This is a genomic window from Sphingopyxis sp. HIX (assembly GCF_001468285.1).
Taxonomy (GTDB): Bacteria; Pseudomonadota; Alphaproteobacteria; order Sphingomonadales; family Sphingomonadaceae; genus Sphingopyxis.
Map to the genome: position 1 here is coordinate 1 of NZ_LNSB01000057.1, position 14611 is coordinate 14611.

Here is a 14611-nt window from a genome sequence, read left to right on the forward strand (position 1 = left end):
ACCCCTCCACCGCCCTGCGGGCGGTCCCCCTCCCCACGGCTACGCCGCAGGGAGGATTAAGCGCGTCCGCTCACCACCCCGAAACCGCCATCCGGATCGCCCACGTCCTCTTCGCGCCTTCGCGTCTTCGCGCGAACCAAATCCGGCGCCCGCCGCATGCCACTCCGAACAGGCCGTAAACTGCCGGCGCACGACAGAAAGACTCGCACAAAGCCACGAAGCCACAAAGGGGCCTACGCATTCGAACCTGCATATCGGCCCAACCCGCGCATGATCCTGGGCGAAACATGGCGCCCCGCCGTGCGGGACGCGCCCTCCTTGTGGCTTCGTGGTTTTGTGCGGGAAAAAATTGAAACCGCCCACCCGATCCCGCGGCCACGGGGAAACGCCGGATGCCCGGCTATCTTGTTGCGCCGCAACACCCCTTCTGCTACGGGCGCGCCCGATCGCGGCGCAATGTGCCGCCCCCTCCCATCCAAGGCTCTTTTTCGCATGTCTCTGCGCAACATCGCCATCATCGCGCACGTCGATCATGGCAAGACCACCCTCGTCGACCAGCTCTTCCGCCAGTCGGGGACGTTCCGCGACAACCAGCGCGTCGAGGAACGCGCGATGGATTCGAACGACCTCGAAAAGGAACGCGGGATCACCATCCTGGCGAAGTGCACCAGCGTCGAATGGGGTGAGGGCGCCGACATGACGCGCATCAACATCGTCGACACCCCGGGCCACGCCGACTTCGGCGGCGAGGTCGAGCGTATCCTCTCCATGGTCGACGGCGTCATCCTGCTCGTCGACGCCGCCGAAGGCCCGATGCCGCAGACCAAGTTCGTCACCGGCAAGGCGCTCGCGCTGGGCCTGCGTCCGATCGTCGTCGTCAACAAGATCGACCGCAGCGACGCGCGCGCCGCCGAAGTGCTCGACGAGGTGTTCGAACTGTTCCTGACGCTGGAGGCCAATGACGAACAGCTCGACTTCCCGATCCTCTATGCCTCGGGCCGCGGCGGCTATGCCTCCGAAAGCCCCGACGCGCGCGAGGGCGACCTGACCCCGCTGTTCGAGACGATCGTCCGCCACGTGCCCGAACCGGGCCTGCCCGAAGACGCGCCCTTCACCTTCCTCGCGACCCTGCTCGACCGCGACAATTTCATCGGCCGCATCCTGACCGGCCGCGTCCAGTCGGGCACGGTCAAGGTCAACCAGCCGATCCACGCGATCGACATGGACGGCAAGGTGATCGAGACCGGCCGCGCGTCGAAGCTGCTCGCCTTCCGCGGGCTCGACCGCGTCCCCGTCGAGGAAGCCAAGGCGGGCGACATCGTCGCGATCGCGGGGCTGACCAACGCGACCGTCGCGAACACCATCGCCGACACCAGCGTCAGCGAACCGATCGCCGCGCAGCCGATCGACCCGCCGACGCTGTCGATGCGCTTCGCGGTGAACGACAGCCCGATGGCGGGCCGCGAGGGCAGCAAGGTGACGAGCCGCATGATCCGCGACCGCCTGCTCCGCGAAGCCGAGACCAATGTCGCGATCCGCATCACCGAAAGCGCCGACAAGGACAGCTTCGACGTCGCGGGCCGCGGCGAACTCCAGCTAGGCGTGCTGATCGAGACGATGCGCCGCGAGGGCTTCGAACTCGGCATCAGCCGCCCGCGTGTCCTCTATGGCGAGGACGAGGCGGGCAAGCGCACCGAACCCTATGAAACCGTCGTCATCGACGTCGACGACGAACATTCGGGCACGGTGGTCGAGAAGATGCAGGTTCGGAAAGCCGACCTCACCGACATGCGCCCGTCGGGCGGCGGCAAGACGCGCATCACCTTCTCGGGCCCGTCGCGCGGCCTGATCGGCTATCACGGCGAATTCCTGTCGGACACGCGCGGCACCGGCATCATGAACCGCCTGTTCGAGAAATATGGCCCGTACAAGGGCGTGATCGAGGGCCGCAAGAATGGCGTCCTCATCTCGAACGGCAATGGCGAAGCCGTCGCCTACGCGCTCGGCCCGCTCGAAGAACGCGGCATCCTCTTCGTCTCGCCCGGCGAGGCGCTCTACGAGGGCATGATCATCGGCGAGAATGCCAAGCCCGAGGATCTCGAGGTCAACCCGATGAAGTCGAAGCAGCTCACCAACTTCCGTTCGACGGGCAAGGACGACGCGATCCGCCTGACCCCGCCGAAGCGCATGACGCTCGAACAGGCGATCGCCTATATCGACGACGACGAGATGGTCGAGGTGACCCCGAAGAACATCCGCATCCGCAAGGCGCTGCTCGACCCGCACGAGCGCAAGAAGGCGTCGCGCAAGAAGGAAATGGCGTAACGCTGGCGACGAAAGCAGATCGTCGCCCCCGCGCAGGGGGGGCGATCGGCCTTGCCCTTCGCTGCTGCATAAACCGCCAGCGGCCCCCGCCTGCGCGGGGGCGACGAGGTAGCTGAAGAGGACCGCGCGTGGCCCGCTTGATCCTGTTCAACAAGCCCTGGGGCGTCCTGTCGCAATTCACCGACAAGGGCATGACCGCGCCCGCGGACGGCCCGCGCGCAACCTTGTCCGACTATATCGACATCCCCGGCGTCTACCCCGCGGGCCGGCTCGACCGCGACAGCGAAGGCCTGCTGATCCTGACCGACGACGGGGCGTTGCAGGCGCGGATTTCGTCACCGAAGCACAAGATGCCCAAGACCTACCTCGCGCAGGTCGAGGGCGAACCCGACGAAGCCGCGCTCGAAGCACTCCGCCGCGGCGTCACCCTCAACGACGGCCCGACCCGCCCCGCGGCAGTCCGCCGCATCGACCCGCCGGCCCTGTGGGACCGCGACCCGCCGGTCCGCTATCGCAAGAGCGTGTCCGACAGCTGGCTCGAACTCACCATCACCGAAGGCCGCAACCGCCAGGTCCGCCGCATGACCGCCGCGGTCGGCTTTCCCACGCTGCGGCTGGTACGCTGGCGCATCGGGGGATGGGAGATTGGGGATTTGGGACTGGGGGAGTGGCGGACGGCCGAAAAGTTTCGCTAGCTCGATCAGCAGGTCGTCGCGCCGCTGCCGAACAGGTCCGTGCTGTCGGCAACGGTGACCTCGATCCGCGTTCGGTCGTTGCCGGGTCCTTCGATCGCGCTGCGCAATGCGGCCAAAGCGTCGTCTGCGCCCTCGACTTTGCAATAATTGGCGCCGATCCCGCCGCCCGTCGATGCATCCAGGAGGCGCCCGACGATGAAGCAGCCTTCTGACCACTTCACGTCGGTGCCATAGTGAAACTGGATCGCCGAACGGCCGCCGGGAACGCCCGATATCTCGATCCGCCAAGCCCGGGATGGAGTCGTTTCCATCCACGGTTTGGTGGCATCGGTCCGGATCTTCGCCGCATAGACGCCTTTCGGCACCGCGCTTATGCTGGGCGCGTTCCCCGCCCAAGGGCGCTCGATGACGTCGCAAATGGGTGTACGATGGCTGGTGAAGATCGCCGCGGGCGCGATCGGACCTTGGACGTCGCCGACGTCATAGACCGAACCGCGGATGCACGGCGCCGCACAATTGCTGGATGGCAGGTTTGCCGGCCGCCGCACGACAAGCAGGCGGACGGGCCGGAGCGTCGGTTGTGCGAAAGCGACCGGCGAGACTGCTACGCCGGCAAGGGCGACGACGATCACGCGCCGCGAGATCATTCGTTCGGTTCTTGACGAACGGGATAGCTGCCGACGATGACGGTGTGGGTCTTGTTCGTTCCCCATATGGGTGTAACCGGGTTCATCCATCCGCCCGTATTTTCCAGCGTCTCGACCTGGATTTGCGTCCCGGGGCTCAGATATTTCAGGACGGCATCGACGTCGGACAGGTTCTGTACCGGTTGGCCATCGATGCGCATGATTATCATGCCGGGGATGACACCCCCGACCGATAGCGCGCCTGTCGGGGGCAAGCCCCCGACGAGGAGACCGGTGCGTTGTTCCCATCCATATATCGGCTGCAGGGAGTTATAGCTGAAGGCATTGCCGCTGTAGATGCCGAGCGAGGGCGCCCGCCGCTGCTTCGTTGCCAGTGTCACTGGCATCGACGTCTCGCGCTCCTTGGTCACCGATCGCGCTTGGTTCCAGGCCTGCATCTCGGTCTGGGTAAAGTCGATGCTGACCGTCCTGCGAAAATTGTCGGTCCGCGTGTCATTGTTGTTCGATGCGCGAACACCTTTCGCAAGGAAGGTCGCATAGTCCTTCTTGGCGAGCGCTGCTGCGGCGCCGACGGCATCGGTTTCCAAATGCTCGCTGCCGTTGGTGAGCGCAGCCGCATAATCGGTATGTGCCTTGGCGAGCGCCGGATTGTTCGCCTGCGCAGCTTCGGCGGCCGCCGCCAGATGGTTCGTGACGACGTTCGCCTTGCTCAGTTGCGGAAAGAAGACATTCTCGAATTCCGCGATCATTGCATCATTGGCGTCATTCATCACGATGGTGGTGTTTTCGATCGTGTTGGCGCTGCCGTCGACGGTCATCGTCGTTTCGAGCGACCGCTTGATTTTCGACTTGCGACTGCCGATGCCGAGAACCTTCCACCCCGATGACTTAGATTTGGTCGTCGCCTTCTGCGTTTCCTCAATGAACTGGTTGAGCGATTCGGTCACATCGAACTGCGCGTTAATTGTCGCCGTCTGAGTGTCGTTGAAGCGATAGCGCGCAACGACCGAATAATCGCCGGCGACGATCCTGTTGCAGGTGAAGATGTCGGGGCTTCGTAGCGTCAGCTTCAGCGGTGCGGCGTCATTTCCGATGAGTGATCCATTGTAGCTTTGCGTTGCGGCGACTTCGCCATCGACGATCAAATCCAGGTTGAGCTCATTGAGCGTCGCGAGCGAAACGTCGTAGAGACCATATTGATTTGCGTGGGCCGCCTGTTTGCTGACCTCCGCTTGATCATAATTGTAGATTTGGCCCACCGCAGCTTGGATCGCGGGCACGCCTATCGCGCCCTGCCACATGACGGGGTTCCCGAAAGCGTCAACGGTCCACGGCACGCGATAATATTCGGCGTTGGTCCCCGCGAGCGCGGCGCCGACCGCAACCTTCTGCATCTCGGTCGGCAGGGCGGAAGTGACGCGGACGGCAATGGTAATCGATCGCGCAGGCTGCGTCGTGCAATTGGTCGGCGTATAGGTCAGTCCATTTACGTCGGCATACGTTACGCCTTTCACGGGTACGCTGAGCGATGGCATCAGGTAGGCCTTGGGTTTTACGCCCGCGCCGCCTGCATTGAGCGGCTGCGCGAAGCCGATCACTTCATAAGTCGCCCATTTACCAGGTCCCGAAGGATAAACGAAATGCGTAACCCTGATTTGCTTCGAATTGGGCGGAACCTGAGCCGCCGCCGACGCTGCGGAAAGGGCGAGAGCAACGGTTCCGAGCAAAGCAAGTGATCGCAAAAAAGCAGCAGGCATGACTGTGTTTCCCCGAAAGAATTGTCGATGCGACCGCTCCTTGGGGACTGTCGTCGAACAACCCACGACCGTCAACGTTCGTTGGCCGAACGTCCATCGCCGGTGCCTCGCCCCCTAAGTGCGCTGATCATGCGATGGAAAAGCAAAAGATGTCAATCGATCCAGCGGGCTTCCGGTTACCGAAGAGAATGGGTTCGATTTCCTGCTGTCAATGATCAAGCCGCACAGCTTCGACGGTAGGCCGCAGTTCTGGCAGTATGGGCCAGAAAACTCCACGCTGATGGGGGTTCGCCGCAGTGGTTCAGGACACGATTGCTGAGATTCGCTCTATACCGCCGCCGACAATGTTCCGCTCGGGCGCCCCGGCGCTAAAAGTCCGGCAGCGTCTGGTTCGCGAAGCCCCAGCCCTTGAGGTCGGCTCCCGCGGCGCGCTCGAGCAGTTGGTCCGCGTCCTTGATCGTCCACGCCCCGGCCTTGGTCACCTCGGCGAGTGCGTCCCAGCCGATCGGGACCGCGACGGGGGCGCCTTCGCGGGCGCGGGCGGAATAGGGCATGATCGCGGTGCTGCCGCGCTGGTTGCGCAGGTAATCGATGAAGATCTTGCCCTTGCGCTTGGCCTTGCTCATCGTCGCGATGAAGCGGTCGGGTTCGGCGAGGCTGAGCGCCTCGGCGAAGCGTTTCGAGAAATCCTTGTGCTGGTCCCAGCTGTGGCCGGGATCGAGCGGGACGACGACATGCACGCCCTTGCCGCCCGAGAGCATCGCGAAGCTGATGAGGCCGATGTCGGCGAGCTGGCGGCGGATGTCGGTCGCGGCCTTCTTCACGTCGGCGAAGGCGAGGCCCTCGTCGGGATCGAGGTCGAAGACCATGCGGTCGGGCTTTTCGAGCGCGCCGACGTGGCTGCCCCAGCCGTGGAATTCGATCGTCCCCATCTGGACGCAGGCGAGCAGGCCGTCGGCGTCGTCGACGTAGAGATAATCCTCGTGCCCGCCGTCCTTCTCGCGGATCGGGACATGGTGGACATGGTCGCCGAACGAGCCCGAATCATGCTTCTGGAAGAAACATTTCTTGGCGCGGCCCTGCGGGCAGCGGACGAGGCTGATCGGGCGGCGCGCGGCGTGGGGGAGCATCAGCGGGGCGACCGCGGCATAATAGTCGGCGAGGTCGCCCTTGGTCGCCTTCGCCTCGGGGAAGATGATGCGGTCGCGGCTGCTGATCGTCACGTCGCTGGCGGGCTGCGGGGCGGGTTGCTGCCTTTCGGGTTTCACGTCCTTTGCCTCCTTGTCGCTGCGCAGGCCGAGGAAGCTCGCGTGGCGCACCGAGCCGCTCGCGGTGAACTCGGCAAAGGCGATTTCGGCGACGAGATCGGGTTTGAGCCAGTGGACCTTGCGCGCGGTCGCGGGGTCGATGTCGAGCGGCGCGGTCTTGCGTTCGAGCGGCGCGAATTTCTTGGCGAGGTCGGCCATGGTCGCGGCGTCGAAGCCGGTGCCGACATTGCCCTTGTAGACGAGTTCGCCCTTCTCGCGCTGTGCGAGGAGGAGCGAGGCGAAGGGGCGCGCCTTGGTCGAGGACGGGTTCCAGCCGACGATCACGAACTCCTGGCGGCGGGTGCATTTGACCTTGACCCAGCTTTTGGTGCGGCGGCCCAGATACGGCGCGTCGGCGCGTTTGGAGATGATGCCTTCCTGCGCGGCGCCGCACATGGCCGCGTAGAGTTTTTCGCCCGCGCCGATGACATGGTCGGCGACGGCGATGGGGGGCTGGGCGTCGCGAAGCATCGCTTCGAGGCGTTCCTTGCGTTCGAGATTGCCGAGTTTGGCGAGGCTCTTGCCGTCCGCTTCGAGGAGGTCGAAGGCGAAGAAGTGGAGGGCGGTGCCCTCGTCCTGCGCGCCATGGCCGCGTTTGAGGACAGCTTGCAGCGAGGAGAAGTCGGGGTTGCCGTCTTGGCCATAGGCGACGATCTCGCCGTCGATCAGGCAGGGCGGGAGATCGAGCGCGGCGATGTTGCGGACGAGCGGGGCAAATTTGTCGGTCCAGTCGAGGCCGCCCCGCGTGTAGACGCGCACGTCCTCGCCCGCGGCGGCGATTTCGGCGCGGTAGCCGTCGTACTTGATCTCGTGGAACCAGCCGTTGCCCGTGGGTACCGCATCGACGAGCGTCGCGAGCTGGAGAGGGCGGAATTTGGGGGGCTTCCCCTTGGGTTTGGCCTTGGCGACCTGGCGGTTGTGCGCGGCGGCGGCGGCCATCTTCTTCGCGAAGGCCTGGCCCTTGGCGCCCTTCAGCGATTGCTCGCCGCCGGTGTCGCCCGCGATTTCGGCCATGGTGCGGCCGGTGAGCACGCTCGTCAGCTGGCGCCCGACGAGGTCGTCGCTGCCGCCCGCATAGGCATCGTTCACCTTGCGCAGCAGCCAATTCTCGCGCTTTTCGCCGGGGCGCGGTTTCATGCGGACGAGCAGCCATTCGCCCTTCATCCGTGTCCCTTCGAGGGTGAAGTGGAGGTGGCCCTTCTCGATATCCTTCGCGCTCTTGCCTTCGACCGGCGCCCATGTGCCGCGGTCCCACAGCATCACGCTGCCGCCGCCATATTCGCCCTTGGGGATCACCCCCTCGAAATCGGCGTAGCTCATCGGATGGTCTTCGGTGCGCACGGCGAGGCGCTTGTCGGCGGGGTCGGCGCTCGGGCCCTTGGTCACCGCCCAGCTCTTGAGCACGCCGTCGACCTCGAGCCGGAAGTCGTAGTGGAGCCGCGTCGCGTCGTGCTTCTGGACGATGAAGCGGTTGCCGGCTCCCTTGGCGACCTTGCCCGCGGGCTCGGGGGTCAGCTTGAAATCGCGCTTGGCGTTGTATTGGGCAAGGGGATCGGCGCGCGCCATGTCACGCCCTTTTGCGCGCCGAGGCTTTCTTCGCCGGGGCCTTTTTCGCGGGCACCTTCTTCTCCTCGGTAGCTGGCGCCTTCTTCTTGCCGTCGACCGAGGCTTTCAGCGCCGCCATCAGGTCGATGACGTTCGAGCCGCGTGACACCGGCGCGGGTTCCTCGACATCCTCGAGCACGCGCTTGCCCTTGGCTTTCGCCTTCTTGGCGATCACGCGCTTCAAGGCGTCGACATAATGATTGTGATAATCGTTGGCGTCGAACTTGCCCGATTTCTTGTCGATCAGCGTCGCGGCGAGGTCGAGCAGGTCGGCGTCGGGCTTGGCGTTGCCGACGTCGCGGAAATAATTCGCCGCCTTGTTCACCTCGTCGGCGTAGCGCAGCACTTCGAGCAGCAGCCCGCGGCCGCAGGGGCGGAGGCCCACGAGCTGCTCCTGCCCGCGCACCGACAGTTGGCCGAGCCCGACCTTCTTCGATTTGCGGAGCGCCTCGCGCAGCACGATATAGGCCTCTTCGGCAAGCTCGTCGGCGGGGACGACATAATAGGGCTTGGCGTAATAGAGGATGTCGATCTCGCCCGCGTCTACGAACTGGACGAGTTCGAGCGTGCGCTTGCTCTCCAGTTTGACGGCTTCGATCTCCTCCTCGTCGAGCAGGACATAATTGCCCTTCGAGGTCTCGTAACCCTTGACGATATCGTCGGTGTCGATCGCGCCGATGCCGGGCACGACCTTTTCATATTTGACCGGCTTGCCGCTCGGTTCGTGGATCTGGCGGAAACTGATCGCGGCGCCCGACTTGGTCGCCGGATAGATTTCGACGGGGATCGACACGAGGGCGAGGCGGATCTGTCCCTTCCAATAGGCGCGTGCGGCCATGGCTGTCCCTTTCGCGGTTATGCGAGTCCAAATGATCGGGCGCGGCTGCGGTTCCCGTGCTGCGGCGCAGCAGGACGGCTTGCATCGGAACGGGCTTTGGGGGAAGCTGCCGGACTCGATGCGAGGGAGGCAGGCATGACGACGGCGGTCGACACGGCACCCAAGGGACGCCCCGGCGTGACGCTGCCCGCGCGGCCCGAGCCGCTGATCGTCGACCCGGCGAGCACCGCGGTCGTCGTGATCGACATGCAGAATGCCTATGCGTCGAAGGGCGGCTATGTCGATCTCGCGGGGTTCGACATATCGGGCGCCGCAGGCGTTGTCGGGCGGATCGCGCAGGTGCTGGACGTCGCGCGCGGGGCGGGCATGCCGGTCGTCTATCTGCAGAACGGCTGGGACGCCGATTATGTCGAGGCGGGCGGGCCGGGGTCGCCCAACTGGCACAAGTCGAACGCGCTCAAGACGATGCGCGCGCGGCCCGAACTCGCGGGGCAATTGCTGGCGCGCGGCGGCTGGGATTATGCACTGGTCGAGGGACTGGCGCCGCAGCCGGGGGATATCCGCCTGCACAAGACGCGCTATTCGGCCTTCTTCAATTCGCAGCTCGACAGCAGCTTGCGCTCGCGCGGCATCCGCACGATCGTCTTCGTCGGCATCGCGAGCAATGTCTGCGTCGAATCGACGCTGCGCGACGCCTTCCATCTCGAATATTTTGCGGTGATGATTGAGGATGCGACGCATCACCTCGGCCCCGATTATGTGCGCGACGCGACCGTCTATAATGTCGAGAAATTCTTTGGCTGGGTGAGCAATGTCGCCGATTTCTGCGGCAGCATCGGCCAGCGGCCGCAAGAGGAGTAAGCATGGCCTTCGAACCGATCAACCCGCCGCAATTCCCGACCCCGATCGCGCCCTATTCGGCCGGCGCGAAGGCGGGGAACACCGTCTACGTCTCGGGCGTGCTCGCGCTCGGCGAGGGCGGGGTGGTGCTCCACGTCGGCGACGCCGCGGCGCAGACGCGGCATGTGCTCGACGTCATCCGGATCACGCTCGAGGCCGCCGGAGCGACGCTCGAAGACGTCGCGATGAACCATATCTTCCTTAAGGATTTCGCCGATTATGCGGCGTTCAACGCCGTCTACGCCGAATATTTCCCGGGCGCGAAGCCGGCGCGTTATTGCATCAAGGCCGAGCTGGTGAAGCCCGACTGCCTGGTCGAGATCGCGAGCGTCGCGCACATTGGCTGAGGCGGCGGGCCTCTATTATGAAATCCACGGGGCGGAGGATGCGCCGCCCTTGATCCTGTCGTCGGGGCTGGGCGGGTCGGCGAATTACTGGGCGCCGAACATCGCCGCCTTGGCCGAGCATTTCCGCGTCATCGCCTATGACCATCGCGGCACGGGGCGCAGCGACCGGGCGCTGCCCGATATCGTGACATTAGCCGATCTCGGCGCGGACATGATTGCATTGATGGATGCGCTCGGTGTGTCAGCGGCGAACGTCTGCGGCCATGCGATCGGCGGCATGGCCGCGATCGAGGCAGCGCGGGCCGCGCCGGAACGCGTCGACCGGATCGCAATCATCAACGGCTGGGCGAGCCTCGATCCTCAAACAGCGCGTTGCTTCGACGTGCGTTTGACGCTGCTGCGGACGGCGGGCGCTGCGGCCTATCTCGAAGCGCAGCCGCTTTTCCTGTTCCCGCCCGACTGGCTCTCGGAACGCGATGCCGACCTGCGGGCCGAGGCTGCGATGCAACTCGAGCATTGGCCCGGCGATGCGACGATGGAGAAACGTATCGCGGCCGCGCGGATGTTCGACTGCCGCAATTGGGCCGGCGACATTGCGGCTCCGGTCCTTCTCTACTGTGCCAGCGACGACCTGCTGGTGCCGTCGTTCAATTCGACTCGCCTTCAGGCGCTGATACCGCAAGCCCAGGGCGTGGAGCGTGGATGGGGCGGCCACGCCGTGAACATCACCGACGCGGCGGCGGTCAGCGCGGATTTGATCGATTTTTTCAGGAGATAGGCCATGCAAGTCGGCGTATTCGTTCCCATCAACAACAACGGCTGGCTGATCAGCGAAAACGCGCCCCAATATATGCCGACCTTCGACCTCAACAAACAGATCGCGCAGAGCGCCGAGAAGCACGGCCTCGATTTCCTGCTGTCGATGATCAAGCTGCGCGGTTTCGGGGGGAAGACCGAATTCTGGGAATATGGGCTGGAGAGCTTCACGCTGATGGCGGGCCTCGCCGCGGTGACCGAGAAGATCAAGATTTATGCGACCTGCCCGACGCTGGTGATCCCGCCGGCCTTTGCGGCGCGCATGTGCAACACGATCGACAGCATCAGCCACGGGCGCTTCGGGCTCAACCTGATCACCGGGTGGCAGCGCCCCGAGTACAGCCAGATGGGGCTGTGGCCGGGCGACGAGCATTTCCGCAACCGCTACCAGATGCTCGGCGAATATGCCCGCATCCTGCGCGAATTGTGGGAGACAGGGCGGAGCGATTTCAAGGGCGACTATTACCAGATGGACGACTGTCTGGTGCGGCCGAAGCCCGAGGGCGATATGAAGATCATCTGCGCGGGCTCGTCGGACGAGGGGCTCGCCTTCTCGGCGCAATGGGCCGATTATGCCTTCTGCCTCGGCAAGGGGGTGAACACGCCGACGGCGTTCGCCTTCAACAACGAACGGCTCGCCGCAGCGACCGCGAAGACGGGGCGCGACGTGTCGGTGTTCGTGCTGGTGATGATCATCGCCGCCGAAACCGACGAGGAAGCCCACGCGAAGTGGAAGTCGTACAACGACGGGGTCGACGTCGCCGCCATCTCGTGGCTGATGGACCAGGGCGCCGCCGACAAGCACAACAAGACCACCAACGTCCGCCAGCTCGCCGCGCCCGAGGGCGCGGTGAACATCAATATGGGGACGCTGGTCGGCTCCTACGAAAGCGTGGCGCTCATGCTCGACGAGATGGCCGAGGTGCCGAACACCGGCGGCGTGCTCCTGACCTTCGACGATTTCATCGAGGGGGTGGAGGCGTTCGGCACGCGCATCCAGCCCCTGATGAAAAGCCGCCGCTAGACCGGCGTGCGTTTAACATGAACCGTTCGTCCTGAGCCTGTCGAAGGACCGTCCTTTTCTTCGGCGCGGGAAAGAAAGAGCGGCCCTTCGACAAGCTCAGGGCGAACGGGCTTGGGTAGCGATGCTCGTTTAACGCACGATGCTTTGGGCGCTGATCAGAATTCGATCGACGCCGAGGCCTTGAAGGTGCGCGGGCCGCCCTGGAGCAGCCGCGCGCCGAACGCACTGAACGCGTTGTACGCGGTCGCCCAGTATCGCTTGTCCGCGACGTTATCGACGTTGAAGCGCAGGGTGAGCGGGGTCTCGCCGACGAGCGCGACGTAACGCGCGCCGAGGTCGAAGCGCGTCCAGCTGCCGAGTTCGAGCGTGTTCGCCTGGTTCACCGCCTGCTTGCCGGTGTGGACCACGCGCCCGACGAGCGTGAGTTCGGGCAGGAATGGCAGGTCCCATTCGACATTGGCGTTGGCGAGCAGTTCGGGCACGCCGACCGCGTCATTGCCCTCGTTCACTCCATTCTCGGTGCGGCGCAGCTTGGCGTCGAGGATGGTGAGGCCCGAGATGATGCGCAGGCCGTCGACGGGTTCGCCGTCGAGCGTGATCTCGACGCCCTTGTTCCGCTGGGTGCCATAATTGCCGAAGACGATGGTGACCGGATCGACGAAGCTGTTGGGCTTGTCGATGCGGAACAGCGCGACACCGGCGTTGAAGCGGCCGAAATTGAGCTTGCCGCCGACCTCGTACTGCGTGGACTTCACCGGGGGAAGCGCCGCGCCGGCGTTGACGACGGGTAGCGGCAGGGTGCCCGGCAAATTGTCGTGGTCGTAGCCGGCCGGCGCGGTCGCGCCTGCGATCAGGCCTTCGATGCGGTTGGCGTAGAGCGACAGCCCCTGCACCGGCTTGACCACCAGCCCGAAGACCGGGGTCGCCGCCGATTCCTTGTAGCCGCCGCTGCGCGCGCCGCCGAAATAACTGTAGGAGGTCGTCTTGATCTCCTGCAGCCGGACGCCGCCGGTAAGCAGAATGCGGTCGTCCCAGAAACCGAGCGTGTTCGAGACAAAGACGCTCGACACGCGGCTACGGCCGATCGGGAAAACGTCGTCCAAGTCGCCGCCGACGAAGCCGCCGGGGGTCGGTGCCGGCGCGACCACGGGATCGTAGAGATTGGTCGCATAGCCGGTGGCGGCGAAGTCATAGGCGTTGCGGTTGAGCTGCCAGCTGACCGAGGCGCCGGCGTTGATCTCATGGCTGACCCCGCCGCCTTCGAGCTTGATGCGGATGCCCGCGGTCGCGGCTTCGTTATTGTCCTCGCGCGGCACATAGGACCCCGCGCCCGACGCGGCGCCGGTGACCGCATCGCTGACCGTAATGCTCGCGGTCGTCTGATCCTCACGCCCGTCGCGCGCGCCGACCTTGGCATAGAGCATCGCCTGGTCGGAGAGGTCATATTCGACGCTGAAGGTGCCGAAATAGTCCTTGGTCAGGATCTGGCTCCACGGCTGCGAATAATTGGTGTCGGCTTCCGGAACGCGCGGCACGACCGCGCCGATACCGACCTGACCGCGCCAGTAACTCTGGTTGAAGCGCTGGTAGTTGAGGCTCAATGCCGCGCGGAGCGGGCCATTGTCATAATCGAGCACCGCGCCGAGGACGTAGCTCGAGTGGAATTCGTCGTCGATCGCGATGTCGCCGCGGCGCGCCGAGGCGTTGAGGCGGAGGCCCCATTGCTGATCGGCACCGAAGCGCCGCGCGACGTCGACCGCGCCGGAGAAATGCGATGCCGAGGTATAGCCCAAAGTGCCGCGGATGACGTCGCGCTCGGCCTTTTTGGGGAGGATGTTGACGCTGCCGCCGATGCCGCTGCCGCCGGGCGCGGCGCCGTTGAGGAAAGCGCTCGCGCCGTTGATCACCTGGACCGAGGAGACGAGTTCGGGCGCGACGATCTGGCGCGGGGTGATGCCGTAGAGGCCGTCGAAGCCGACGTCGTCGGACGAGAGGTCGAAGCCGCGGATGACGAAGACCTCGCCCGCGATACCGAAGCCCAGCGCGGTGCGGATCGTCGGGTCGTTCTCGAGCACCTCGCCCAGCGAGTCGGGCTGCTGGTTGAGGATCAGCGCCTCATTATAGCTGCGGATGTTGAACGGAATGTCCTCGGCGAGCTTGGTGCCGAAGACACCGACATCTCCGCCGCCGGTGACCTTGGTCTGGTTGTTGCGCTGCGCGGTGACGAGGATCTCTTCGTCGCCGGCATCGTCCTGCGCCATGGCAGGGGCGGCGATGGCGAGCATCGCGGTGCCGGCGGCGAGGCCGATCGCAATGCGGGTTTGAAACTTGGTCATGAATGGTCCTTTCA

The 14611-nt window shown here is 64.9% G+C and carries 11 protein-coding genes; 6 read left to right on the plus strand and 5 right to left on the minus strand.

Annotated features, from left to right (window positions below; all coding sequences use genetic code 11):
* The first annotated feature begins 492 nt into the window (after positions 1–492).
* A complete protein-coding gene (gene typA, locus ATE62_RS20505) occupies positions 493–2325 on the plus strand; it encodes a translational GTPase TypA (protein WP_058807538.1) in 1833 nt (610 codons plus the stop codon).
* A gap of 128 nt (positions 2326–2453) precedes the next feature.
* Positions 2454–3020, plus strand: a complete 567-nt coding sequence (locus ATE62_RS20510; RefSeq protein ID WP_058807537.1) for a pseudouridine synthase — start codon at positions 2454–2456, stop codon at positions 3018–3020.
* A 5-nt stretch (positions 3021–3025) separates the two neighbouring features.
* Here the strand turns inward: ATE62_RS20510 and ATE62_RS20515 are convergent, their stop codons facing one another.
* The 4 genes from ATE62_RS20515 to ku all read right to left on the minus strand — a co-directional run bounded on the left by ATE62_RS20515 (position 3026) and on the right by ku (position 9174).
* Positions 3026–3667, minus strand: a complete 642-nt coding sequence (locus ATE62_RS20515) for a DUF5675 family protein (protein WP_058807536.1) — start codon at positions 3665–3667, stop codon at positions 3026–3028.
* Positions 3664–5424, minus strand: coding sequence for a hypothetical protein (locus ATE62_RS20520; protein ID WP_156420492.1), 1761 nt, complete (start codon positions 5422–5424; stop codon positions 3664–3666). The genes ATE62_RS20515 and ATE62_RS20520 overlap by 4 nt, the downstream gene beginning before the upstream one ends.
* A gap of 368 nt (positions 5425–5792) precedes the next feature.
* Positions 5793–8297, minus strand: coding sequence for a DNA ligase D (gene ligD, locus ATE62_RS20525; RefSeq protein WP_058807534.1), 2505 nt, complete (start codon positions 8295–8297; stop codon positions 5793–5795).
* A gap of 1 nt (position 8298) precedes the next feature.
* Entirely contained in the window at positions 8299–9174 is an 876-nt protein-coding gene (ku, locus tag ATE62_RS20530) for a non-homologous end joining protein Ku (protein ID WP_058807533.1), read from the minus strand.
* A gap of 135 nt (positions 9175–9309) precedes the next feature.
* Here ku and rutB point away from each other — a divergent pair, with 135 nt between their 5' ends.
* From rutB to rutA, 4 genes are read left to right on the plus strand one after another with little or no spacing between them, the layout of a single operon-like run.
* Complete coding sequence (gene rutB, locus ATE62_RS20535; protein WP_058807532.1) at positions 9310–10035, plus strand: pyrimidine utilization protein B; 726 nt, start codon at positions 9310–9312, stop codon at positions 10033–10035.
* A 2-nt stretch (positions 10036–10037) separates the two neighbouring features.
* A complete protein-coding gene (gene rutC / locus ATE62_RS20540; RefSeq protein WP_058807531.1) occupies positions 10038–10421 on the plus strand; it encodes a pyrimidine utilization protein C in 384 nt (127 codons plus the stop codon).
* Positions 10414–11199, plus strand: a complete 786-nt coding sequence (gene rutD / locus ATE62_RS20545) for a pyrimidine utilization protein D (RefSeq protein ID WP_058807530.1) — start codon at positions 10414–10416, stop codon at positions 11197–11199. Before rutC ends, rutD begins: the two co-directional genes overlap by 8 nt.
* Before the next feature lie 3 nt (positions 11200–11202).
* Positions 11203–12261, plus strand: a complete 1059-nt coding sequence (gene rutA, locus ATE62_RS20550) for a pyrimidine utilization protein A (protein ID WP_058807529.1) — start codon at positions 11203–11205, stop codon at positions 12259–12261.
* A 155-nt stretch (positions 12262–12416) separates the two neighbouring features.
* Here rutA and ATE62_RS20555 read toward each other — a convergent pair whose 3' ends face one another.
* A complete protein-coding gene (locus ATE62_RS20555) occupies positions 12417–14597 on the minus strand; it encodes a TonB-dependent receptor (protein ID WP_058807528.1) in 2181 nt (726 codons plus the stop codon).
* Positions 14598–14611 lie beyond the last annotated feature (14 nt).